This window comes from Actinoplanes sp. NPDC024001 (genome assembly GCF_040638955.1).
Taxonomy (GTDB): domain Bacteria; phylum Actinomycetota; class Actinomycetes; order Mycobacteriales; family Micromonosporaceae; genus Actinoplanes.
The window spans coordinates 21,948-42,416 of sequence record NZ_JBEZZB010000088.1 but is presented as its reverse complement, the minus strand read 5'-3'; the positions used below and the strand labels follow the sequence as shown (position 1 = coordinate 42,416).

At 72.3% G+C, this 20,469-nt stretch carries 26 protein-coding genes, 1 pseudogene and 1 riboswitch; of the genes and pseudogenes, 16 read left to right on the top strand and 11 right to left on the bottom strand.

The annotated features are described in order from the left end of the window. From AB0F81_RS30120 to AB0F81_RS30110, 3 genes and pseudogenes are all read left to right on the top strand, one after another. Nucleotides 1-697 (top strand): helix-turn-helix transcriptional regulator (locus AB0F81_RS30120; RefSeq protein WP_360202648.1); only part of this gene is annotated, 697 nt, incomplete at its 5' end. Next, complete coding sequence (locus tag AB0F81_RS30115) at nt 694-1,227, top strand: LuxR family transcriptional regulator (protein ID WP_360202646.1); 534 nt, start codon at nt 694-696, stop codon at nt 1,225-1,227. The genes AB0F81_RS30120 and AB0F81_RS30115, both read left to right, overlap by 4 nt. Next, nucleotides 1,224-2,003, top strand: a pseudogene (locus tag AB0F81_RS30110) (aldo/keto reductase); the annotation flags it as partial. The gene AB0F81_RS30115 and the pseudogene AB0F81_RS30110, both read left to right, overlap by 4 nt. A gap of 71 nt (nt 2,004-2,074) precedes the next feature. Here the strand turns inward: AB0F81_RS30110 and AB0F81_RS30105 are convergent. Together AB0F81_RS30105 and AB0F81_RS30100 are read right to left on the bottom strand one after the other, a co-directional pair. After that, on the bottom strand, nt 2,075-2,551 hold the full coding sequence (locus AB0F81_RS30105) for a heme-degrading domain-containing protein (protein ID WP_360202644.1): 477 nt from the start codon (nt 2,549-2,551) through the stop codon (nt 2,075-2,077). Nucleotides 2,552-2,568: 17 nt separating this feature from the next. Beyond that, entirely contained in the window at nt 2,569-3,330 is a 762-nt protein-coding gene (locus AB0F81_RS30100; RefSeq protein WP_360202643.1) for a TSUP family transporter, read from the bottom strand. Between the two features lie 119 nt (nt 3,331-3,449). Between AB0F81_RS30100 and AB0F81_RS30095 the strand changes: the two genes are divergently transcribed. Then, a complete protein-coding gene (locus AB0F81_RS30095; RefSeq protein WP_360202642.1) occupies nt 3,450-4,226 on the top strand; it encodes an endonuclease/exonuclease/phosphatase family protein in 777 nt (258 codons plus the stop codon). Here the strand turns inward: AB0F81_RS30095 and AB0F81_RS30090 are convergent. Beyond that, nucleotides 4,190-4,708: a GNAT family N-acetyltransferase gene (locus tag AB0F81_RS30090; RefSeq protein WP_360202640.1), complete on the bottom strand. Its 519-nt coding sequence runs from the start codon at nt 4,706-4,708 to the stop codon at nt 4,190-4,192. The two genes, AB0F81_RS30095 and AB0F81_RS30090, sit on opposite strands and share 37 nt — an antisense overlap. A gap of 79 nt (nt 4,709-4,787) precedes the next feature. Here AB0F81_RS30090 and AB0F81_RS30085 point away from each other — a divergent pair, with 79 nt between their 5' ends. The 5 genes from AB0F81_RS30085 (at nt 4,788) to AB0F81_RS30065 (ending at nt 9,019) form a co-directional block, all read left to right on the top strand. Then, entirely contained in the window at nt 4,788-5,222 is a 435-nt protein-coding gene (locus AB0F81_RS30085) for a MarR family transcriptional regulator (protein WP_360202638.1), read from the top strand. Further along, a complete protein-coding gene (locus AB0F81_RS30080; protein WP_360202636.1) occupies nt 5,219-5,638 on the top strand; it encodes an organic hydroperoxide resistance protein in 420 nt (139 codons plus the stop codon). Before AB0F81_RS30085 ends, AB0F81_RS30080 begins: the two co-directional genes overlap by 4 nt. 63 nt (nt 5,639-5,701) lie before the next feature. Continuing rightward, nucleotides 5,702-7,891, top strand: a complete 2,190-nt coding sequence (locus tag AB0F81_RS30075; RefSeq protein WP_360202634.1) for a LuxR C-terminal-related transcriptional regulator — start codon at nt 5,702-5,704, stop codon at nt 7,889-7,891. A gap of 38 nt (nt 7,892-7,929) precedes the next feature. Continuing rightward, entirely contained in the window at nt 7,930-8,262 is a 333-nt protein-coding gene (locus tag AB0F81_RS30070) for an STAS domain-containing protein (RefSeq protein WP_360202632.1), read from the top strand. A 10-nt stretch (nt 8,263-8,272) separates the two neighbouring features. Then, entirely contained in the window at nt 8,273-9,019 is a 747-nt protein-coding gene (locus AB0F81_RS30065; RefSeq protein ID WP_360202630.1) for a methyltransferase domain-containing protein, read from the top strand. Here AB0F81_RS30065 and AB0F81_RS30060 read toward each other — a convergent pair. Both AB0F81_RS30060 and AB0F81_RS30055 read right to left on the bottom strand, forming a co-directional pair. Continuing rightward, nucleotides 9,016-9,963 carry a tyrosine-type recombinase/integrase gene (locus AB0F81_RS30060; protein ID WP_360202652.1) on the bottom strand — a complete coding sequence of 316 codons (948 nt, stop codon included), beginning with the start codon at nt 9,961-9,963 and terminating at the stop codon, nt 9,016-9,018. The two genes, AB0F81_RS30065 and AB0F81_RS30060, sit on opposite strands and share 4 nt — an antisense overlap. A gap of 1,763 nt (nt 9,964-11,726) precedes the next feature. Further along, on the bottom strand, nt 11,727-12,020 hold the full coding sequence (locus AB0F81_RS30055; RefSeq protein WP_360202628.1) for a serine hydrolase domain-containing protein: 294 nt from the start codon (nt 12,018-12,020) through the stop codon (nt 11,727-11,729). Between AB0F81_RS30055 and AB0F81_RS30050 the strand changes: the two genes are divergently transcribed. Further along, nucleotides 11,997-12,842: a metallophosphoesterase gene (locus tag AB0F81_RS30050; protein WP_360202627.1), complete on the top strand. Its 846-nt coding sequence runs from the start codon at nt 11,997-11,999 to the stop codon at nt 12,840-12,842. The two genes, AB0F81_RS30055 and AB0F81_RS30050, sit on opposite strands and share 24 nt — an antisense overlap. Before the next feature lie 3 nt (nt 12,843-12,845). Here the strand turns inward: AB0F81_RS30050 and AB0F81_RS30045 are convergent, their stop codons facing one another. After that, nucleotides 12,846-13,307, bottom strand: coding sequence for a GNAT family N-acetyltransferase (locus AB0F81_RS30045; protein ID WP_360202625.1), 462 nt, complete (start codon nt 13,305-13,307; stop codon nt 12,846-12,848). 66 nt (nt 13,308-13,373) lie between these two features. Between AB0F81_RS30045 and AB0F81_RS30040 the strand changes: the two genes are divergently transcribed. From AB0F81_RS30040 to AB0F81_RS30020, 5 genes are read left to right on the top strand one after another with little or no spacing between them, the layout of a single operon-like run. Continuing rightward, nucleotides 13,374-13,892 (top strand): metallophosphoesterase, encoded by a 519-nt coding sequence (locus tag AB0F81_RS30040; protein WP_360202624.1) that lies wholly within the window; start codon nt 13,374-13,376, stop codon nt 13,890-13,892. Continuing rightward, entirely contained in the window at nt 13,781-14,122 is a 342-nt protein-coding gene (locus AB0F81_RS30035) for a metallophosphoesterase family protein (protein ID WP_360202622.1), read from the top strand. The genes AB0F81_RS30040 and AB0F81_RS30035 overlap by 112 nt, the downstream gene beginning before the upstream one ends. Beyond that, complete coding sequence (locus tag AB0F81_RS30030; RefSeq protein WP_360202621.1) at nt 14,119-14,835, top strand: VOC family protein; 717 nt, start codon at nt 14,119-14,121, stop codon at nt 14,833-14,835. Before AB0F81_RS30035 ends, AB0F81_RS30030 begins: the two co-directional genes overlap by 4 nt. A 54-nt stretch (nt 14,836-14,889) precedes the next feature. Continuing rightward, complete coding sequence (locus AB0F81_RS30025; RefSeq protein WP_360202650.1) at nt 14,890-15,609, top strand: hypothetical protein; 720 nt, start codon at nt 14,890-14,892, stop codon at nt 15,607-15,609. A 44-nt stretch (nt 15,610-15,653) separates the two neighbouring features. After that, nucleotides 15,654-16,136 (top strand): hypothetical protein, encoded by a 483-nt coding sequence (locus tag AB0F81_RS30020; RefSeq protein ID WP_360202619.1) that lies wholly within the window; start codon nt 15,654-15,656, stop codon nt 16,134-16,136. 122 nt (nt 16,137-16,258) lie between these two features. On the opposite strand, the gene AB0F81_RS30015 is transcribed toward AB0F81_RS30020, so the two are convergent. Further along, nucleotides 16,259-17,074, bottom strand: coding sequence for an SDR family oxidoreductase (locus tag AB0F81_RS30015; RefSeq protein WP_360202618.1), 816 nt, complete (start codon nt 17,072-17,074; stop codon nt 16,259-16,261). Nucleotides 17,075-17,230: 156 nt separating this feature from the next. Between AB0F81_RS30015 and AB0F81_RS30010 the strand changes: the two genes are divergently transcribed. Continuing rightward, nucleotides 17,231-17,803, top strand: a complete 573-nt coding sequence (locus AB0F81_RS30010; RefSeq protein WP_360202617.1) for a TetR family transcriptional regulator — start codon at nt 17,231-17,233, stop codon at nt 17,801-17,803. A 60-nt stretch (nt 17,804-17,863) separates the two neighbouring features. Here the strand turns inward: AB0F81_RS30010 and AB0F81_RS30005 are convergent, their stop codons facing one another. The 4 genes from AB0F81_RS30005 to AB0F81_RS29990 form a co-directional block, all read right to left on the bottom strand. Further along, entirely contained in the window at nt 17,864-18,178 is a 315-nt protein-coding gene (locus tag AB0F81_RS30005; RefSeq protein WP_360202615.1) for an SMR family transporter, read from the bottom strand. Between the two features lie 13 nt (nt 18,179-18,191). Continuing rightward, a riboswitch (guanidine-III (ykkC-III) riboswitch) is annotated at nt 18,192-18,262 on the bottom strand. Between the two features lie 20 nt (nt 18,263-18,282). Further along, the gene (locus AB0F81_RS30000; protein ID WP_360202614.1) at nt 18,283-18,576 is read right to left on the bottom strand and encodes an NIPSNAP family protein; all 294 of its coding nucleotides are present in this window, start codon (nt 18,574-18,576) and stop codon (nt 18,283-18,285) included. Nucleotides 18,577-18,584: 8 nt separating this feature from the next. Further along, entirely contained in the window at nt 18,585-19,244 is a 660-nt protein-coding gene (locus tag AB0F81_RS29995; protein WP_360202612.1) for a response regulator transcription factor, read from the bottom strand. Then, nucleotides 19,232-20,377, bottom strand: a complete 1,146-nt coding sequence (locus AB0F81_RS29990) for a histidine kinase (protein ID WP_360202610.1) — start codon at nt 20,375-20,377, stop codon at nt 19,232-19,234. The genes AB0F81_RS29995 and AB0F81_RS29990 overlap by 13 nt, the downstream gene beginning before the upstream one ends. Nucleotides 20,378-20,469 lie beyond the last annotated feature (92 nt).

Genomic DNA, 20,469 nt, shown 5'->3' with positions numbered 1-20,469 from the left:
GGCCCGGCTCGCCGGTGCGCCGGCGCATCCGGTGCCGGCGTGGGTGGCGCGGGAGGCGGCCTGGCTGGACGGCCAGCCGGACCGGGCGGTCCGCGTCCCGGACCGCTCGACCGGTTCCGGCCTGATCTCCGGCCTGCATGCGATCACCGCGTGGTGGGCGGCGCACGACCTGGGGGTGGCCGGTTCGGCGGCGATCCCGGTGGGGCTGCCGGGTGCGGCCCGGCGCACGTTGACCGCGTTCGCCGTGGGGTCGGGCTTCGCGGCGGCGGCCGACAGCTGGCGGCCGGTCGCGGTGCGTGAGCAGGTGCGCTGTCTGATCGCGGCCGGGTTGTCCGAGCCGGACCGGGACCGGGCGGTGGCCGCGTTGTTGCAGGCCGAGCAGCTGGCTGACCGGGCCGGGCTGGCGGTGCTGGCCGGGCGGGCCCGGCGGGGGCTGCGGCGGCACCAGATTCAGCGCGATACTCGCAGCCGTCGTTCCGGTGGGCGGCTGACCCAGCGCGAGACCGATGTGCTGCGGCTGGTCGCGGCCGGGGAGCCGACGCGCCGGATCGCCGGGCAGTTGGGCATTTCCGCGGAGACCGTGGATACGCACATCCGGTCGAGCATGCGCAAGCTCGGTGCCCGTACCCGTACCGAGGCGGCAGCCTTGGCCTTCGCCCCCGATCCGTTCGACAGCAGCGAGGAAGGTCGCCGGTGAACAGACAGCCCGACGCTCCACGCCACGTGGTCGCCACCTCGGCCGAGGCGGAGACGGTTCTGCGCCGGCTGGCGCGGGAGGGATGGACGGCGCGGTCCGGGTTCGCCCTGCCCGATCCGTCGTGGGACGTCGGCGCGGCCCGGCTGGTGCTGCACGGGCGGATCGCGGACGACGACACCGAGACGGTGCAGCTGGCGGTGCTGGCCGCGGCCCGCGGGGCCGGGGTGGTGGCGATCTGTGACAGCGAGTCGCCGGCCGGGCGGGCGCTGGTCGACGATCTGGGCCGGGTGGGTCCGGTGCACCGCGGCATCGACGGTTCGGACGTGATCGCGAACCTGATCCCGGAGCAGCGGGCCCTGCTGGACCGGCTGGCCGCCGGCGACACGATCGCCGCGGCGGCGGCCGCCGAGTTCCTGTCGTTGCGCACGGCGAACCGGCGCATCGCGGAGGCGCGGGCCATGTTCGGGGTGCGCACCACCCGCGAGGCGGTGCTCGCCTATCTGCGGCAACGGCAGCGGCAGCCGGAGTGAGCGAGTTCCTGATCGGGGGTGTGCGCCCGGTCACCCGGCTCGGTTTCGGGGCGATGCATCTGCCCGGCACGCCGGCCGCGGCCCGGCACGACGCGATCGCGGTGGCGCGCCGGGCGGTCGAGCTGGGGATCACTCTCATCGACACCGCCCATCTGTACGGGTGGGGCGCGAACGAGGAGCTGATCGCCGAGGCGCTGTACCCGTACCCGCCGCAGTTGCTGGTCGCCACGAAGGTCGGGGTGGCCCCTCCGGGCGAGCTGTGCGGGCGTCCCGACTTTCTGCGCGAGCAGGTCGACGAGGGCCTGCGCCGGCTGCGCCTCGACCGGATCGAGCTGCTGCAGCTGCACCGGGTGGATCCGCAGGTGCCGCTCGCCGACCAGGTCGGCACGCTGCGGGAGCTGCGCGACGCCGGGAAGATCGCCCACATCGGCCTGTCCGAGGTGAGTGTGGAGCAGCTCGCCGAGGCGCGCACGATCGTCGAGATCGCCAGTGTGCAGAACCGCTACAACCTGGCGTTCCGCGACTACGAGCCGGTGCTCGACGCGTGCGCCGCCGCCGGGATCGCGTTCCTGCCGTGGCGCCCGGTGCTGCCCGCCGTCACCGCGGACGGCCCGGTCGCCCGGGTGGCCGCCGAGACCGGCGCCACCGCCGCGCAGGTCGCCCTGGCCTGGCTGCTGGCCCGTTCCCCGGTGATGTTGCCGATCCCCGGCACCGCGTCGCTGCGGCATCTGGCCGAGAACGTCGCGGCGGCCGGCCTGGAGCTCACCGCCGAGCAAGCGCGAACTGCTCGACGAGCAGCACCCGGCGTAAGCGTCGTGGCCGGCCGCCGCGCGGCTCAGCCGGCGGCTCAGTCGGCGGCGAGGAAGCTGTCGATCGCCTCGACGACCAGGGCGTGGTCGTCGGCCTGGGGGAGTCCGGAGACGGTGACCACGCCGATCACGCCGGCGCCCGGCACGCGGACCGGGAACGCGCCGCCGTGTGCGGCGAACTGGGCGGGGTCGACGCCCATCTCCGGGCCGAGGCTCTGGCCCTTGGCCGCCAGGCGCCGCCCGACCAGGTAGGAGGAGGCGGCGTAGCGGTAGACCACGCGCACCTTGCGGGCGATCCAGGCGTCGTTGTCGGCGCTGGCGCCGGGCAGCGCGGCGTGGAACAGCTGCTGTTCGCCGCGGCGGATGTCGACGGCGACCGGCAGCGCCCGGTCGGTGGCGAGGTCGACGAGCAGGCAGCCCAGCGCCCACGCGTCGGTCTCGTCGAAGCGCGGGAACACCAGCCGGCGTTCCTGCTCCTCGATGGTGGCGATCAGCTTGTCCAGGTCGTCGCTCATGGCGTCATTGTGGCCGGTCACGATTCCTGCCAGTGCAGGTACCCGAGGCGCACGATCAGGGCGAGCACCACGACCAGCAGCACGATGCGGACGAATCCGGCGCCGCGGCGCAGTGCCATCCGGGCGCCGAGCACCGAGCCGGCGATGTTGGCGACGGCCATGCCGGCGCCGAGCAGCCAGGCCACGTTGCCGGTGGCGGCGAACACGATCAGCGCGCCCAGGTTGGTGGCGGTGTTGACGATCTTCGCCATCGCCGAGCCGTGCACGAAGTCGGCGCCGACGAGCGTGGTGAAGGCCAGCACCAGGAAGGTGCCGGTGCCGGGGCCGATCAGCCCGTCGTAGGCGGCGATCAGCCCGCCGGCCACGGCCACCGCGATGCCGCGCCGCCACGGGGTGCGTTTCTCCATGTGCTCGCGCAGGCCCATCTGCGGGCGCACGGTGACGAACACCGCCACGGCCACCAGCACGCCGATGATCACCGGCCGGTAGGCGCCGGCCGGGATCGCCCCGGCCAGCGCTGCTCCGCAGCCCGAGCACACCAGCGCCAGCGCGGCCGAGGGCCCGGCCACGCCCCAGTCGATTTTGGTACGGCGTGCGTACGTCACGGCTGCCGTGCTGGTGCCGCAGATGGCCGCGAGTTTGTTGGTGCCCAGCGCGGTGGCCAGGGGCATCTGTGGCGCGGCCAGCAGCAGCGCGGGCAGCAGCAGCAGTCCGCCGCCGCCGACCACCGCGTCCACCCAGCCGGCCGCGGCCGCCGCGATCAGCAGCGTGGCGATCACCGGCGGCCCCGTGCCTTCTGCAGCCAGGCACCGATCAACGCGCCGATGATCACGAGTGTCAGGACGCAACACAGCGCCTTGAAAAGCATGCCCACTCCCCGTTGGCTAAGGTCGGCCGTGTGCGCCTGGCCACCTTCAACCTGTTGCACGGCAGATCGTTGTCCGACGGCACCGTACACGCCGACCGGATCGCCGCCGCGATCGCCGACCTCGACGCCGACGTGCTGGGACTGCAGGAGGTGGACCGGGCGCAGCCGCGCAGCGGTCTGCTGGACCTGACCGCCCTGGCCGCCGAGGCGCTGGGGGCCGAGCATCACCGGTTCGCCGCGGCGGTGGTCGGCACCCCCGGCCACGCCTGGGAGCCGTGGCACTCCGGCGCCGACATCGCCCACCCGCAGTACGGGATCGCCCTGGTCAGCCGCTATCCGGTGCAGCGCTGGCAGATCACCGCGCTGCCGGCCGCCCCGGTGCGCTCACCGGTCTATGTGCCCGACGGCGGCCTGATGCTGCTGCGTGACGAGCCGCGGGTGCTGCTGGCGGCGGTGCTGGACACGCCGTCGGGGCCGGTGACGGTCGCCACCACCCACCTGTCGTTCGTGCCGGGCTGGAACGTACGTCAGCTGCGGCATGCGGTGCGCGCGCTGCGCGCCCTGCCGGCGCCGCGCGTGCTGCTGGGTGATCTGAACATGCCGGCCGGGCCGGTGCGGGCCTTCACCGGCTGGAAGCCCCTGGCCCGGGCGGCGACGTTCCCGAGCCCGTCGCCGAAGACTCAGCTGGATCATGTGCTGGCCGATCCGCGCGGGGCCGCCGCGCTGGGCCGGGTCGTGCAGGTGCGCACCCCGCACGCCCCGGTCTCCGATCACCGTCCGCTGGTCGTCGGTTTCGACCGCAGGTAGACGTCTTCCAGGCCGTCCTCCGGGTCCCACTGCTCGCCGATCTTCTTGAACCCGAACCCGGCGATGGTCGCCTTCGACCCGTGGTTGTCCGGGCGGATGCTGGCGCGCACCGCGGTGACCCGCGGGTCGGTGTCGGCGCGGTGCAGCAGGGCGGCGAGCATCGCCTTGGCGTAGCCGCGGCGGCGGTGGGCCGGGTCGACCGAGTAGGCGACCTCGACCACCCCGTCGGCGTCGGGCGGGCCGTGAAAGCCGCCGTGGCCCACGACGATCCCGTCGGGTTCGGCGACCGCGGCGGCCGCGATCCAGTCGGCGGCGGCCGGGTCGCGGCGGATGTCGTCCAGGCGGATCTGCCACAGCCACTGCTCGTCGAGCAGGTACTGGCTCAGCGGGTGCCCGGCGGTGGCGCCGGCCTTGGCGAGGTCACCGGCGATGAGCGCCTCCAGGGTGGCGGGGGAGAGCTTCACGAAGCGGATGGACGGCATGTCGGCATGGTCACACACCGCGCTGGATCACCGCACAGACCAGTTGTGCACAACTGAATTGGGCACTACTGTTTCGGTCATGCGCGAGAGCACCGCCCTGGACGACATGATCTGCTTCCAGCTCTACGCGGCCAGCCGCGGCATGACCGCCCTCTACCGGCCCCTGCTCGACCCGCACCACCTCACCTACCCGCAATACCTCGTGCTGCGGGTGCTCTGGCACGACGGCCCCACCACCGTGCGCGACCTCGGCCACACCCTGCGCCTCGACAGCGGCACCCTCTCACCCCTGCTCAAACGCCTCGAAACCCAGGGCCTGCTGCGCCGCGAACGCGGCGCCCACGACGAACGCGTCGTCTGGATCCACCTCACCGACAGCGGCACCGCCCTGCGCGAGCAGATCGGTGACCTCACCCAGCACCTCGTCTGCGCCACCGGGCTCACCCTCGACGAGCTCACCCAACTGCACCAGCTGCTCCACCGTGCCCGACGTTCTGTGAAAGGAACCGCATGACCGCCCTCTACACCGCGTCCGCCACCGCCACCGGCGACGGCCGCAACGGCCACGTCCGCTCCAGCGACGGCGTGCTCGACTTCGACCTCGCCATCCCCAAGGAGATGGGCGGCCCCGGCGGCGCCCTCACCAACCCCGAGCAGCTGTTCGCCGCCGGCTACGCCGCCTGCTTCCACAGCGCCCTCAAGCGCGTCGCCAGCACCCAGAAGATCACCCTCGTCGACACCGCCATCACCGTCGACGTCGGCATCGGCGCCCTGCCCAGCGGCGGCTTCGGCCTCTCGGTCACCATCGAAGCCGAACTGCCCGGCCTCGACGAGGCCACCGCCAAGGCCGTCCTCGACGCCGCCCACCAGATCTGCCCCTACTCCAACGCCACCCGCGGCAACGTCGAGGTCCAGCTCAACCTCGCCTGACCGGGTAAACCCGCGGGCCGGCACTGCCGGCCCGCGGCCCGCCCCGCTAGGCTCGAACGCGCGATGAGTCGAGGCAACCTGCCGGCAGAGCTCTCGAGTTTCGTCGACCGCGGCACCGAGCGGGCGGAACTCAAACGCCTGCTGAGCGCCGCCCGCCTGGTCACCGTCACCGGCATCGGCGGCGTCGGCAAAACCCGCACCGCCCTGCGCGCCGCCGCCGAGATGCGCCGCGCCTTCCCCGACGGCGCCTGGCTCGTCGACCTCGCCACCCTCTCCGGCCCCGGCCTGCTCACCGAAACCGTCGCGCAAACCCTCGGCGTCCAGGACCAGACCACCCGGCCACCGGCCGACAGCCTCGCCGACTACCTCGCCGGGCGCCGCCTGTTGCTCGTGCTGGACACCTGCGAACACCTCGCCGCCGCCTGCGCCACCCTGGTCCGCACCCTGCTGCGCACCGCCCCCGGCCTGCGCGTGCTCGCCACCAGCCGGCAACCCCTGGGCACCGACGGCGAACACCTGCTCGCCCTGCTCCCACTACCCGCCGACGCCGCCGTCACCCTGTTCACCGAACGCGCTGCCGCCGCCGGCACCACCCTCACCCCCACCGACCACCCCACCGTCGCCCAACTCTGCGAACGCCTCGACGGCATCCCCCTCGGCATCGAACTGGCCGCCGTACGCACCCGCGCCCTGCCCCTGCACCAGATCGCCGACCGGGCCCGCCGCCACGACGCCCTGCGCGCCGCCATCGACGGCAGCCACGACCTGTGCACCCCCGCCGAACAACTCCTGTGGGCCCGCGCCAGCGTCTTCGCCGGCACCTTCGACCTCGACGCCGCCCGCCACGTCTGCACCGACGACCAGCTACCCGCCGACGACCTCATCGACGTCATCACCGGCCTGGTCGACAAATCCGTCCTGCACCGCGACGCCGACCGCTACCGGCTGCTCGACACCCTGCGCGACTACGGCCTCGACCAGCTGCGCGCCGCCGGCGCCGAAACCACCCTGCGCTGCCGCCACCGCGACCACTACCTCACCCTGGCCCGCCACTTCGACGCCACCTGGTGCGGCCCCGACCAGGCCCGCTGGTGCACCCGGCTCACCCGCGAACACCCCAACCTGCGCGCCGCCCTCGACTTCAGCCTCACCGAACCCGGCCAACAGCAGGCCGGCCTCGAACTCGCCGCCGCCCTGCTCTACTTCTGGATGGCCTGCGGACACCCCCGCGAAGGACGCCACTACCTCGACCACGCCCTCACCCTCGACGACACCCCCACCCCGACCCGCACCCGCGCCCTCTGGATCTGCGCCTGGATCTGCGCCCTGCAGGGCGACATGGCCGCCGCCGAGCACCGCCTCGCCCAGGCCCGCCCGCACGCCGACACCACCGCCACCGGCTGGATCACCTACATCAGCAGCGCCATCGCCGCCTTCAGCGGCGACCCGCACCGCGCCCTGGCCCTCGCCGAGGAATCCGCCGCCCTGCACCGCAACGGCGGCGACCCCGGCACCGGACTGCTCGTCGCCTACGCCGCCCAATCCATCGCCCTGGCCTTCCTCGGCGAGCACGACCGGGCCGTCACCGTCACCGACCACTACCGCGCCCTGTGCCACCAGCACCACGAACACTGGGCCCGCAGCTACGCCCACTGGGCCCGCGCCATCGCCGACCTCGGCCGCGGCGACCCGGCCACCGCCGTCCAGCACGCCCGCGACGCCCTGCGCTTCAAACGCCAACTCGGCGACCACGGCGGCTGCGCCATGGCCGTCGACGTCCTCGCCACCGCCGCCGCCACCCTCGGCGACGCCACCCGCGCCGCCCGCCTCATCGGCGTCGCCCACCGCCTCTGGGAAACCGTCGGCCTGCCCCAACTCGGCTCACCCGACCTCAGCGCCACCCGCGTCTGGACCGAACAACAAGCCCGCGACACCCTCGGCCCCCGCCGCTTCGACACCGCACTCACCGCCGGGCTCACCGACGACCTCACCACCGGCATCGCCTACGCCCTGGACGAACCCGCCCCGCACCACCCGGCCGGCGACCACGACTGGGCACCCCTGACCACCCGCGAACGCGAAGTCGCCGCCCTCGTCGCCGACGGCCTCACCAACCAGCAGATCGCCGACCGCCTCCTGATCAGCAGACGAACCGCCAACACCCACCTCGAACACATCCTCACCAAACTCGACTTCAGCGCCCGCACCCAGATCGCCGCCTGGGTCGCCGCCCGCCGCCCCTCGGTCACGTGACCGATTCGCCGCCGCCGCTCACCCGTCACCATGACCAGATGACGGTCGACACCACACCGCTCCGGATGGCCATCACCACCCACCAGCCACCCGTCATCGGCGTCACCATCACCGGCGAACTCGACGCCTCCACCGCGGATGGCCTCTACACCTGGATCGCCGACACCATCAACCAGCACCGGCCCGCCCGCCTCACCCTCGACCTGAGCCGCCTGCACTTCATCGACGTCGCCGGCGTCCGCACCCTCTACCACCTGCACACCGCCGCCGCGGCCGGCGGCTGCACCCTCACCGTCACCGCCGCCCACACCACCTTCTGGTGGACCCTGTCCCGGCTCGGCCTCGAACCCACATTTGCCCCACGCCACTAACGTCAGCCGGGTGGATCACCAACACGCCTCGTCGTTCGGCACAGCCGCCACCGCGTACGCCCGGCACCGCCCCGACTATGCCCAGGCCGCAGCGCGCTGGGCGCTCGAGCCCGCACCCGGCCCGCGCGTGCTCGACCTCGGCGCCGGCACCGGCAAACTCACCGCCACCCTGCTCGCCGCCGGCGCCGACGTCACCGCCGTCGAACCCGACCCGGCCATGCTCACCGAACTGCGCCGCACCCACCCCGGCATCCCCGCCCACCCCGGCAGCGCCGAAACCATCCCCCTGCCCGACGCCAGCGTCGACGCCGTCCTCGCCGGCAACGCCCTGCACTGGTTCGACATGACCACCGCCGGACCCGAGATCACCCGCGTCCTTGCCCCCGGCGGCGTCCTCGCCGGCCTCTGGAACACCCTCGACGACAGCGTCGACTGGGTCGCCGCCCTCACCGAGATCAGCGGACCCGCCGTCATCGGCCCCCGCGACACCCCCGCCGCCTGGCGCACCGCCACCGCCCACCTGCTCGACACCATCGGCCCCGCCGAGCACGCCGCCTTCCCGCACAGCCAGCGCCGCACCGCCGACTCCCTCGTCGCCACCCTCGCCACCCGCGCCGGACTCCTGGTCATGCCACCGGGGGAGCGCGACACCACCCTGCACCGCATCCGCGCCTTCCTGGCCGGCCACCCGGAAACCGCCGACGGCGAATTCACCCTCCCCATGCTGACCTGCGTCCTGCGCGCCCGCCGCCACTAACCCAACTCGCGCAACACCCGATTCGTCCGGTTCGCCTGCACCGCCGCCCGCTGCTGCTCCGCCGTCACCTCGATATACGACTGCGACGTCGCCAACGACGCATGCCCCAACAACCGCATGATCTCCGACGCGTTCGCCCCGTCCTCCGCCAACCGCGTCGCAAACGTGTGCCGCAACGCATGCAACTGCGCACCCCGCGGCACCCGATCCCCGATACCCGCCCGCCGGTAACACGAGCGCACCAGATACTGCAGCCCACCCCGCTGCAACGGCTCACCCCGCCGATCCACCAGCAGGGGAGCAGCCGCCGGCACCCGCCCGAACCGCAACCGCCGCGAATCCAGATAACGCCCCACCGCCGCGTCCAAACCCCCCTCGATCGGCACCGTGCGCGGCCGCCCACCCTTACCGGCCACCTCCACCCGCCGCTCACCGGCCCGCCCCGACACCGAACCCACCCGCAACGCCAACATCTCCGACAACCGCAGACCCGCACACAACGCCAGCGCCAGCACGACCACATCCCGCTCCGGCCACGGATCCCGCTGCCGCTCATCCGCAATGCTCACTATGCGTAACAAATGCTCGGGTGTGTCCTCACCACGTAGCGGCTTGGGGGAGAGGGCCACCTGCCGGGGCTTGTCCACCGCCGGCATCGGGTTGCCCGCCACCACACCCTCGGTCACCAGGAAAGCGAAGAAGGCATTCCACGAAGACCAGGCCCGCGAGACCGACGCGGGGGCGCGGTCGGCTGCGAACCGCGCGAACGCGGCCCGCAGCACGCGAGGGGAGAGGTCACTCACGGTGAGCGGGGCGGGGTCCGCTGACTGCAACACCAGGTGCAGATCGCGACGGTACGCCGAGAGCGTGTGCGCGGAAGGTTTGCGCACCGCCCGGGCCGCCAGGAACTCGTCGATCAGCTCGGCCATCGAAACATGCTGCATAAGGAATATTATGCAGCAATTATCTGCATTCGTGCTGGTTAGCCGAGATCTAGAAACCGTAGAGATGAATCCCGCGCGTCGCATGTCACCGTGCTGGAAGCCGCCCAGCCGCCCAAGATCACAAACGGGAGCGCGTCAGGACGCTCGTGGGGACGCCGCGCTCGTGGGGACGCCGCGCTCGTGGGGCAGGGGCCGCCGCTTCCGCCGCTCAGGGGCCGGTGGAGAGGCCACCGCGGGAGGGCGCGCAAGCCTCGGCTCCCGCAACGCGCCGGACGCTCGCGTGGGAATTTTCAGGACAGCTCTCACCCACAGATGCGCCAGCAGCGTCCGATGCCGCTCGTCGCCGGCACCGGCCAGCGCTCGCCAGCGCTCGCCAGCCAGCATTCGCTTGTTGCTTTGCTCGGTGGCATTCGCACGCCTACATGGCTCGGCCAGGCGGCTTCCGCGGGCCTCGACGGACTATCACCGCCCGAACCTCTGTTCGACAGCCGGTTCAGCGTCCTTCCGCCAAGATTGCTCCGATGCCGATGCCGATGCCGATGCCAGACCTAGCGTCGCCCATTCCAGCGCGAGTCGGCTGCGAAGCCGTCGTTTCGTCCGTGCGTCGGCAGCTGGGCAGGCGAAATGCCGAGACAACGGCGCAGGCGCAAATTCGGGGGACAACGGACCCCTCTCGGGGAGCCCCTCTCAGAGCCAAGTTGACATAATGCTCATTATCGACCCGGGAAATTTATCGCGGATGGCGCTTCTGGCGCGCTTCAGATCGCCAGCGCAGATAGCAGCGCCGAAACGGCGCAGCACACGCCTTGGGGCGGACCTCCCGCGTTCCCTCGCATCTCTGAAGGCTCCACGCCCGCCTCGCCAACAGGTGGAGGGCGCGTCGAGCAAGTTACTCAGTGCACGCGTCGGATCCGCCCTCCCCGATCGCACCGCACGGGAGATCCGGACAGAACGGGCGGGCGCCGGATTCAGATGCAGCGACGGCAGGAAGGCACGTGCTGCGCTACGAGCGCACCTACATGCGGCCGGGATCCGGACAGAATGGGCGGCGCCACCACCGGCGGATCGGGGCACGGCGTCCTCCACCGCCGCGATGCCGCCGATCCTGGCCGCCGTGAGTTCGGCCGGGTTGCTGCCCGATCCCGGTAACTGGGGCACGCTCGGCGCATGGCGGCGCGGGAGGGTGCGCACCGCGGCCAGTCGGGGTTGTCGGCGAGGAGGCGGTCAGCTCGATCGCGTGTGAGGGAGGGTTCTCCCCCGGCGCGGAGGCACCGTCATCTACGAGGCGACCGCCGACGTGGCCCTTCGCCCTTCGGCCGCGTTCGCTCGCGCAGGCGCCGGCTGTCTTGCAGCTCGGACGGTCCCGAGAAGGACGCTCCCTTGCGGTTTCTGCCGCTCGCGCCGGATCCGACTGTGCCTTCATTCAGGATCCGACTGTACTTTCAGCAGTCCAGTCGGGCCCGCAGGAAGGACTCTCCCCTCGGTTTCGGGTGCTCCGGCTCGCGCGGGATGTCTCCGAGGCGGCTGCCACCAGCGCTCCTGCGCATGGCTCCCCCCTGTCTGCTTGGAGTCGACCGAACCAGGGCTGTCTGATGATCGCGACTGGCGCCGGTCAGCCATGCCTGTCAGCACGGACTTGCGCCCGCGCCGGCCGACCGGGCGGTCCTGCTCGGCCCGGCACGACGGGCCGCGTGTGGCTTGTTGGTCGGCCGGGCGTGCCCGGCTTGTGGCCGGTGTGAGGCGGGTGGGCTGGGAGTCGGTGCTTACTCCCCTGCCGCCCACCAGGCGCCCTCTCTGCGCAGGCGGACGGGGTCGTCGAGGTCGAGCCGTCCTTGGTGGGCGAGTTGCAGGACGAGGGCGGCGGTCCAGGTCTTGGTGACCGAGCTGATCGGGAACAGGCTGTCGGGGGTGGCCGCCACCCCGGTGTTCAGGTTGATCACTCCGGTGGCTGCTTCTGCCAGCTGGTCCCCCGTGCCGACGGCGACCGCTGCTCCCGGCACCCCGTGGCGGCGGGCGGCCTGATCGATCAGTCCTTGCAGGTCCGGGAGAAGCGCCATGTCGAGGAACGTATCGACGGCGCTGGCTATCGTCGGGCGCACGCGCGGAGGCCGGCCGTGGAGGGTGTTGTGGCGAGGGTTGTGATCGTCGGGGATGTGGGTGGGTGCGCTGGGGAGCTGGCGCGGGTGGTGGGGCCGTTGGCGGCGGAGCCGGGCACGGTGGTGGTGCAGGTCGGGGATCTGGTGGATCGGGGGCCGGATTCGCCGGGGGTGCTGGCTTTTGTGCGGGAGCGGCTGGAGCAGGATCCGCGGCGATGGATCCAGTTGGTGGGCAATCACGAGTTGCCCTATGTGGGTGGGGAGCCGTTCTGGCCGGTGCCGCTGGCGGAGGCGGACGGGTCGTTGCTGCGCGGGTGGTGGTTGAAGGAGTGGCTGCGGGTGGCGGTGGCGGTGCGTACCGCTGAGGGTGAGGAGTTGCTGGTCACGCATGCCGGGTTGGCGGTGCCGGCGTGGCAGGTGCTGGGTGCTCCGGTGACGGCGGGTACGGCGGCGGACCTGTTGAACACCCGGCCGGAGGAGTTGCTGTTCAGCTATGACGGGCCGGTGTGGGCGGAGGCCGGTCAGGTGTATTCGTCGTGGTTGCATGCCGGGCAGCCGATGCCGTTCTCGCAGGTGCACGGGCATTCGACGATCGTGAGTTTCCGGCATCGCAGTTGGCTGTGTGAGGAGCGGATCCGGTCGCGGGCGGTGGTGGACTGGCAGGCGCGGCAGACGGTGACGCGGGTCGGTGGGGGGCGGTTCGTGGGGGTGGATCCGAAGCACGGCACGGCGGGGGCGCCGCGGTGGGCGCCGTTGGTGCTGCCGGGCGCGGAGATCATCTGATGGTCAGGCGGGCAGGGTGCGTACGGCGACGGTTTGGCCGTCGCTGACCTCGCCGGTGGGGTGGAAGCCGAGTTTGGTGTAGAACGGGCCGGGTCCGCCGGGGCGTGGCTCGTAGGTGACGTAGATCTGGCGGGTGCCGCGGTCGCGGATCTCGGCGCAGACGGCTTCGACGGCGTAGGTGCCGTAGCCGCGGCCCTGTTCGGTGGCGGCGATGGTGAGGCGCCACAGGCCGCTGCGCAGGTCGCTGGTGGTGTTGTCGGGGCCCCAGGGGATGTCGAGGAAGGCCATGACGAAGCCGACGAGCCGGTCGTCGTCGTAGACGAGGCGGGGCCAGGCGTAGTTGGGGTAGACGTAGGCCTCGGCGAGGGATTTGACGACGGGGGCGACGAGGTCCTGCTGGTCCGGGTGGACGCTGAGGGCCAGGGCCGCTTCGTAGTTGTCGGGGGTGATCTCGGCCAGGCGCATGCGGGGCACGGTAGTCGTGGTGGGTGGGCCGGGGCGAGGCGTTTATGCGTACGCAAGGATGGCCGGATGCGAATCGCGGTGATCTCCGATGTGCATGGCAATCTGCCGGCGTTGGCGGCGGTGTTGGCGGCGATCGGGGCCGAAGGCGCCGATCTGACGGTGAATCTGGGTGATCTGCTGTCGGGGTATGTGCAGCCGGCGCAGACGGCGGACCGGTTGATCGCGGCGGGGTTGGTGACGGTGCGCGGCAATCATGAGCGGCAGGTGCTGACGTTCGCGCCGGAGCGGATGGGGATGGCGGACCGGCTCACCAGTGAGGTGATCACTGCGGAGCATCGGGAGTGGATGGCGTCGCTGCCGATGCTGGTGGAGCCGGCGCCGGGGGTGCTGGCGTTTCACGGTACGCCGACGGACGATCTGCAGTATCTGCTGCACACGGTGACCGCTGCGGGGGCGCGGGGGGGGGGGCGAGTGTGGACGAGGTGGTGCAGCGTCTGGGTGACGTGTCGGGCTATCGGCTGGTGTTGTGCGGGCACACCCATCTGGCCGGGTCGGTGCGGTTGCCGGACGGGACCCTGGTGGTGAATCCGGGCAGTGTGGGCTGGCCGGCGTATGCCGATGAGGTGCCGTTCGCGCATCGGATGGAGGCGGGGTCGCCGCACGCGCGGTATGCGGTGGTGGATGACGTGTCGGGGCGGTGGGAGGTGTCGATGCGGTCGGTGGCGTACCCGTGGGAGCGGGCGGCGCGGTTCGCGGAGGGTTTCGGGCGTGCGGATGTGGCGTTCGCGTTGCGGACCGGGCGGGTGGCGGCGTGATCCGGTGGGTGACCGGGTTCCTGGACACGCCGTCGCGGGTGGCCGAGCCGTTCTGGCTGGCGGTGACCGGGTCGTCGGTGTCGCCGCGGCGGGGTCCGGGTGGGGCGTTCGCGACGCTGGTGCCCGAGCGTGGGGATGCGTATCTGCGGTTTCAGGTGGTGGGTGACGGGCCGGCGCGGGCGCATCTGGATCTGCACGTCGATGACGTCGGTGCGGCGGCGCGGGAGGTGACCGGGCGGGGTGCGGTCGTCACCCATGCCGAGGACGGTCTGGTGGTGCTGCGCTCCCCCGCCGGGGTGGCGTTCTGCCTGGTGCGGTGGGACGGGGAGCGGGAGTTGCCGGCGCGGCGGGCGAGTCTGGTGGATCAGTTGTGCGTGGACATCCCGCAGGCCGGTTATGCGGCGGAGGCGAATTTCTGGGCGGCGGTGACGGGCTGGCAGCGGCGGGCGTCGGATCTGCCGCAGTTCGAGGTGCTGCAGTCGCCGCCGGCGTTGCCGTTGCGGTTGCTGTTGCAGCGTACGGGTGGTGAGCGCGCCGGTGTGCACGTCGACTTCGCCTGTCAGGACGTGGCTGTCGAGGTGGCCCGGCATGTGGAGCTGGGTGCGGTGGTGGTGCGCCGGGTGCCCGGGCAGTGGACGACGCTGCGGGATCCGGCGGGCCGCGAATATTGCGTCACGGCGCGTCCGGTGCCGGGTTTTGTCGGTGGGGGCTGATAGAAATGGGCTCTCATACAAACGTACGAAGGCGTGGTGGGGATGACGGTGGCAGTGGATGCTCGGGGGTTGAGCGCGGCGGAGCTGGAGCAGATCCGGGAGCAGGTGGCGGCGGGGCGTAAGCCGCGGGTGCAGTTCACCGAGGCGGCGGGGCAGATCGCCGGGCAGATCGGGCAGGTGGTGGCGCTGACCGATCCGGCCGAGTCCGATGAGTGGGTGGTGGTCAAGTTCGGTCGTGACGAGTTGCCGTTCTCCCCCAGTGATCTGCGGATCGCGCCGAAGGGGGCGGCCGCGCGCAAGCCGGTCGCGCCGCCGGCGCCGCCGGAGCCGGATCCGGTGTTGTCGGGGCCGGAGTTCTTGATCGACAAGCCGGTGCCGGCGCGGCCCGCTGCCGCTCCCCCGCAGCGCACCGGCGAGGATGGGCCGGCGAAACCGGCGGCTAAGGAAGGAAACGACGTGACGGCTGCGCGCAAGGCGGCGCGACCCGCGAAAAGCAAGCCAGGTCCGACGCTGACGGTCACCCTGGCCTATGGGGAGGGTGAGTGGACGGTCGCCGCCCAGCAGGGCGCCAAGGCGCTGGCCCGGCCCTATGTGATTCGCCCGGCCGAGGCGTTGCGGATGGTGCAGCTGGTCGACGTGCCGGGTGTGCAGGAGGCCGTGCAGCAGATCCTGGCCGCGGAGCGGGCCGAGGCGGAGCAGCAGGCGCAGCGGTTGCGGGCCGAGCTGGCGGAGATCGAGGCGCGGCTGGCCGAGCTGGGTGAGGCCAAGCCCTGAGCGGTGGTTGACCCTCGACCTCGTCGAGGGTCCAGGCTGGGGCGATGAGTGAGATCGACGACGTGTTGGCGCAGGCCGGCCGGGCGGTGGAGCAGGGCCGTGCCGGTGACCGGGCGGGGGCGCGGGCGGCGCTGAGCGCCCTGTGGGAGCGGGTCGGTGACGGCGGGGACGCGTTGCACCGGTGCAGCATCGCCCACTATCTGGCTGACCTGCAGGATGCGGTGGCCGACGAGCTGGTGTGGGATCGGCGGGCGCTGGCGGCGGTCAGTGATCTCAGCGACGAGCGGGCGCAGCGGTTCCACGCGTCGTTGCAGGTGCGTGGGTTCCTGCCGTCGCTGCATCTGAATCTGGCCGACGCCTACCGGCGCGCCGGGCAGCCCGGGCCAGCCCGGGAGCATCTGGCGCAGGCGGTGCGGCATGTGGACGCGCTGCCCGCTGATGAGTACGGGGTGCAGCTGCGCGCGGCGCTCGACCGGGTGCGGGCGGCGCTGGACGCCGGGTCGGTGGGGGCGCTGCAGCCGTCCTGAGCGGGAAGCTTGAGGCCCCGGTGCTGGGCTGGCTGACGGTGAACGGCTCGGACGCCGCCCAGCAGGCACGGGCCCACTGGGCGGACGGCTCCGAGCGGGTGGTGCTCGTTGGCACGGGCGCGTCAGCCCTGGGCAGCGTGGGAGACGTGCTCCCAGTCGGCCCAGGTCTGCAGGCGCTGGGCGTAGAGGTGCTTGACGATCTGGGTGGGCTGGGAGCCGAAGAGGACACGCAGCGGCGGGTTCGGGGCGTCGACGATCTGCAGCAGCGCGGGTCCGGCGGCGGTCGGGTCGCCGTACGAGGCGCCGCCCGCGCGGGCCGCCATGGCGTCGCGCAGGGGCTGATAGGCCGGCTGGGGTTCGGCGTGGACCGCCGAGGATCCGGCCCAGTCGGTGGCGAAGCCGCCCGGCTCGACCAGGGTGACCTTGATGCCGAATCCAGCGACCTCCTGGGCCAGGGACTCGGTGAGCCCTTCGAGGGCCCACTTGGAGGCGTGGTAGCCGCCGAGGCTGGGGAACGCGCCGACGCCGCCGATGGTGGAGATCTGGATGAGGTGGCCGCTGCCCTGCTCCCGCAGGATCGGCAGGACCGCTTGGGTGACGAAGAAAGCGCCGAACAGGTTGGTCTCGATCTGGTCGCGCAGTTGCTGCTCGCTGATCTCCTCAACCGCGCCGAACAGGCCGTAGCCGGCGTTGTTGACCACGACGTCGAGGCGTCCGAATCTCTCGTGGGCGGCGGTGACCGCGGCGGTGACAGCTGTCTTGTCGGTGACGTCGAGGGCCAGCGGCAGCACCTGGTCGCCGTACCTGCCGACCAGGTCGTCGAGGGAACCGGTGTCACGGGCGATCGCAGCGACGCGGTCACCGCGTTCGAGGGCGGATTCGGCGAAGTTGCGGCCGAAACCGCGTGAGGTGCCGGTGATGAACCAGACCTTGCTCATGGATCTTCCTTCCAGCGGCATGGCGGCGCGGTAGGGAATCCCCTGCTCCGGCTGAGGATCGGGGTCGCGCTGCCGGTCCACCATACACGCATCTTGGACGCCGTCTAATATTCGATGGAATCCAGAATCTGCTATGATCGCCCGCAGGAGGACGGGGTGAATCTGCGCGAACGCAAGAAGCTGGAGGCCTGGCGGGCCATCCGGGCGGCCGCATTGCGGCTGTTCGACGAACGCGGCTTCGAGTCCGTCAGCGTGGAGCAGATCGCCGCCGCCGCGAACGTGTCCCGGGCGACGTTCTTCAACTACTTCGCGAGCAAAGAAGCCGTCGTCTTCGACCAGGACCCGCAGGAACGGGAGAACTGGCAGGCCATGATGAACGCCCGGCCCGCGGACGAGCCGCTCTGGGACTCGCTGACAGCGATCATGATGGCGTTCAACGAGCGCCTCGCCGACCGGATGCCACTGCAACGGCGCCTCAAGGCCCGATCCCCTGCCCTTGCGCAGTCGACGCAGGACTTCGGCGAGCAGTTCAGCAGCGACCTGCGCGACTGGGTGATGACCCGCACCCGCGGCCAGGACGAGATGACGGCGCTGCTGCAGATGAACCTCGCCCGTACCGCCGCCGCCACCGCCTACCAGGCATGGCAGGCCGACGAACCCTTCGACGCCTACCTACGCCGGCTCCAGCGCTGCCTGCAGCAGGTCGGCGCCGGCGTCGCTACGATCTGACGTCAGATCAGGGCAGCAAGCGTGGTTACGGCCGGGCCGACATGCACCCGCCAGCCGCGGCTAGTGGAAGTACTTCAGGCCGACGATCCCGCAGATCACCAGCAGCAGGCACAGGATCCGCGGCAGGCTCGCCGACTCGCCGAGCGCCACCATCCCCACCACCGCGGTGCCGACCGCGCCGATCCCCACCCACACCGCGTATCCGGTGCCGACCGGCACGGTGCGCAGCGCATAGCCGAGACCGGCCATGCTCAGCACCAGCGCCACCGCGAACACCGCGGTCGGCAGCGGCCGGGAGAAGCCGGCGCTGCGGTCGAGGGCGATCGCCCACACGGTCTCGAGCATCCCGGAGACGATCAGAGCGAACCAGGCCACGACAACTCACCTCACGGCGGTCGTCTTGTCAGGCCGGGTACGACACGCAACTCGTCCGGGGCGGGCACGAGCGTGTGCCGCCGTCTGCCACGATAGCCCAGCGGTCAGGGCAGCAGCGGCCGCATGAAGGTGCGCTCGTAGCGCAGCACGCACCCGGACTCGTCGCGGATACGGTCGGCGGCGATGAACTCCGGGTCGACGCCGAAACGCTGCCGGTACTGCTCGTAGGCGGCCAGGCTGTCGAAGCTGAACAACGCTTCGGCCTTGTCGCTGGCCCCTTCGGCCGGCAGGAAGTAGCCGTGGTGCACACCGCCGTGCGCGGCGACCAGCCGCATCCAGGCGCGGGCGAAGCGTTCGAACGCCTCCAGCTGCGCCGGGTCGATCGTGTAGTGCACCACGCAGGTGATCACAGCAGCCCCGCGTCGTGGGCGAGCATCGCCACCTGGGTGCGGTTGTTCAGGTCGAGTTTGGTGAAGATGTGGGTGATGTGCGCCTTGACGGTGGCCACGCTCATCGCCAGGGTGTCGGCGATCTGCGCGTTGGTGTGGCCGCGGGCCACCGCGAGCGCCACCTGCCGTTCGCGGGGGCTGAGCGCGGCCAGGGCGGCGCGGGCCTGCTCGGACGTGTCGGCGCCGGAGGCGACCTTGGCCATCAGCCGGCGGGTGACCGCCGGGGACAGGATCGGCTCGCCGGCGGCGACGGTGCGCACGGCGGCGGCGATGCGTTCCGGTGGGGTGTCCTTGAGCAGGAACCCGCCGGCGCCGGCGCGCAGGGCCCGCACCACGTGCTCGTCGGTGTCGAACGTGGTCAGCATGATCACCTCAGGGGGTCGGGGGCGGGCGCGGGCCCGGCGGGTCGCCGCGATCCCGTTGACCCGCGGCATCCGGATGTCCATCAGCACCACGTCGACGTGGTGGGTGTCGAGGGCGGCGGGCACTTCGTCACCGTCGGCGACGGCGGTGACCACGGTGATGCCGGCGGCGCCGTCGAGCATCAGGGTCAGCCCGGCGCGCACCAGCGGGTCGTCGTCGACGATGAGGACCCGTACCTCGCTCAGCTGCGCCACGGCAGTTCCGCGTACAGGTGGAACTCGCCGTCGTCGGTGCTGTGCCGCAGCCGGCCGCCGGCGAGGGTGACGCGCTCGGCGAGGCCGAGCAGGCCGAGGCCGGCGCCGGGCAGGCCCGGCGTGGCCGCGGTCAGCGGGTTGCGCACCTCGACGCGCAGGGTGTCGCCGGCGCGTCCGGCGACGACGACGTTCACCGGCTGCCCGGCGGCGTGTTTGCGGGCGTTGGTCAGTGCTTCCTGCACGATCCGGTACGCGGTGCGCCCGGTGCTGGCCGGCACGTCGGCGGGCAGCCCGATCCGGTCGTCGAAGCCGATCCGCAGCCCGGCCGCCCGGGTCTCGCCGACCAGCCGGGGCAGCTCGTCGAGGCCGGGTGCGGGCGGGCCGTCGGTGGCGTCGGGGTCGTGGCGCAGCACGGTGATGACCTCGCGCAGTTCGTCGAGGGCCTGGTGCACCCCGGCGCGGATCACCCCGGCCGCCTCGGCGAGTTTCTGCGGCGGCGCGTCCGGCCGGTATTGCAGGGCGCCGGCGTAGACGGCCAGCAGCGACAGCCGGTGGGCCAGCACGTCGTGCATCTCGCGGGCCATCCGGGCGCGTTCGGCCAGGCGGGCCTCGGCGACGCGGTGCTGCTGTTCGGTCTCGGCGCGGTGGGCGCGTTCGCGCAGCGACGTGACGAGGGCTTCGCGGGCGCGCGCCCAGGTGCCCCAGCCGAGCAGCGCCGCATACGCCAGCAGGGTCAGCAGCAGCCACCACTGGTACGGCAGGCCGGGCAGCGGCCGCCACCAGCCGAGCACCGCGTGCCCGGCGATCCCGGCGGCGCCGACCAGGGCGGCCTGCCGGAACGGGCGCTGCCGGGCGGTGGTGAGCACGGCGAACGTGGCGGCCGGGGTGACCACGTGCGACAGCCCGGCCAGCGCGCCCAGCAGCAGGCCGCCGGTGACCGGCCGCAGCAGCGCCACCGGCACCAGCGCGCACGCCGCGACGGCCAGCAGCACGTCCAGGGTCAGCCGGCCGGACGGTTCCCGGCCGGCGCTGCTGATCACCGCGGAGGCGACCAGCAGCGCGATGGCCGCCGAGGACCCCCAGATCACCGGGCGGGCCGGCGCCGCCGGTTGCTCGCACGTCGCCGTCGCCATGCTGAGCAGCCTAGTTGCGGGTCCGGGGGTGGGCCACCGACCAAAGTCGTAGCCGCGGGCGCCGCCCGATCGATGCGGCGCGATGCTGCCGG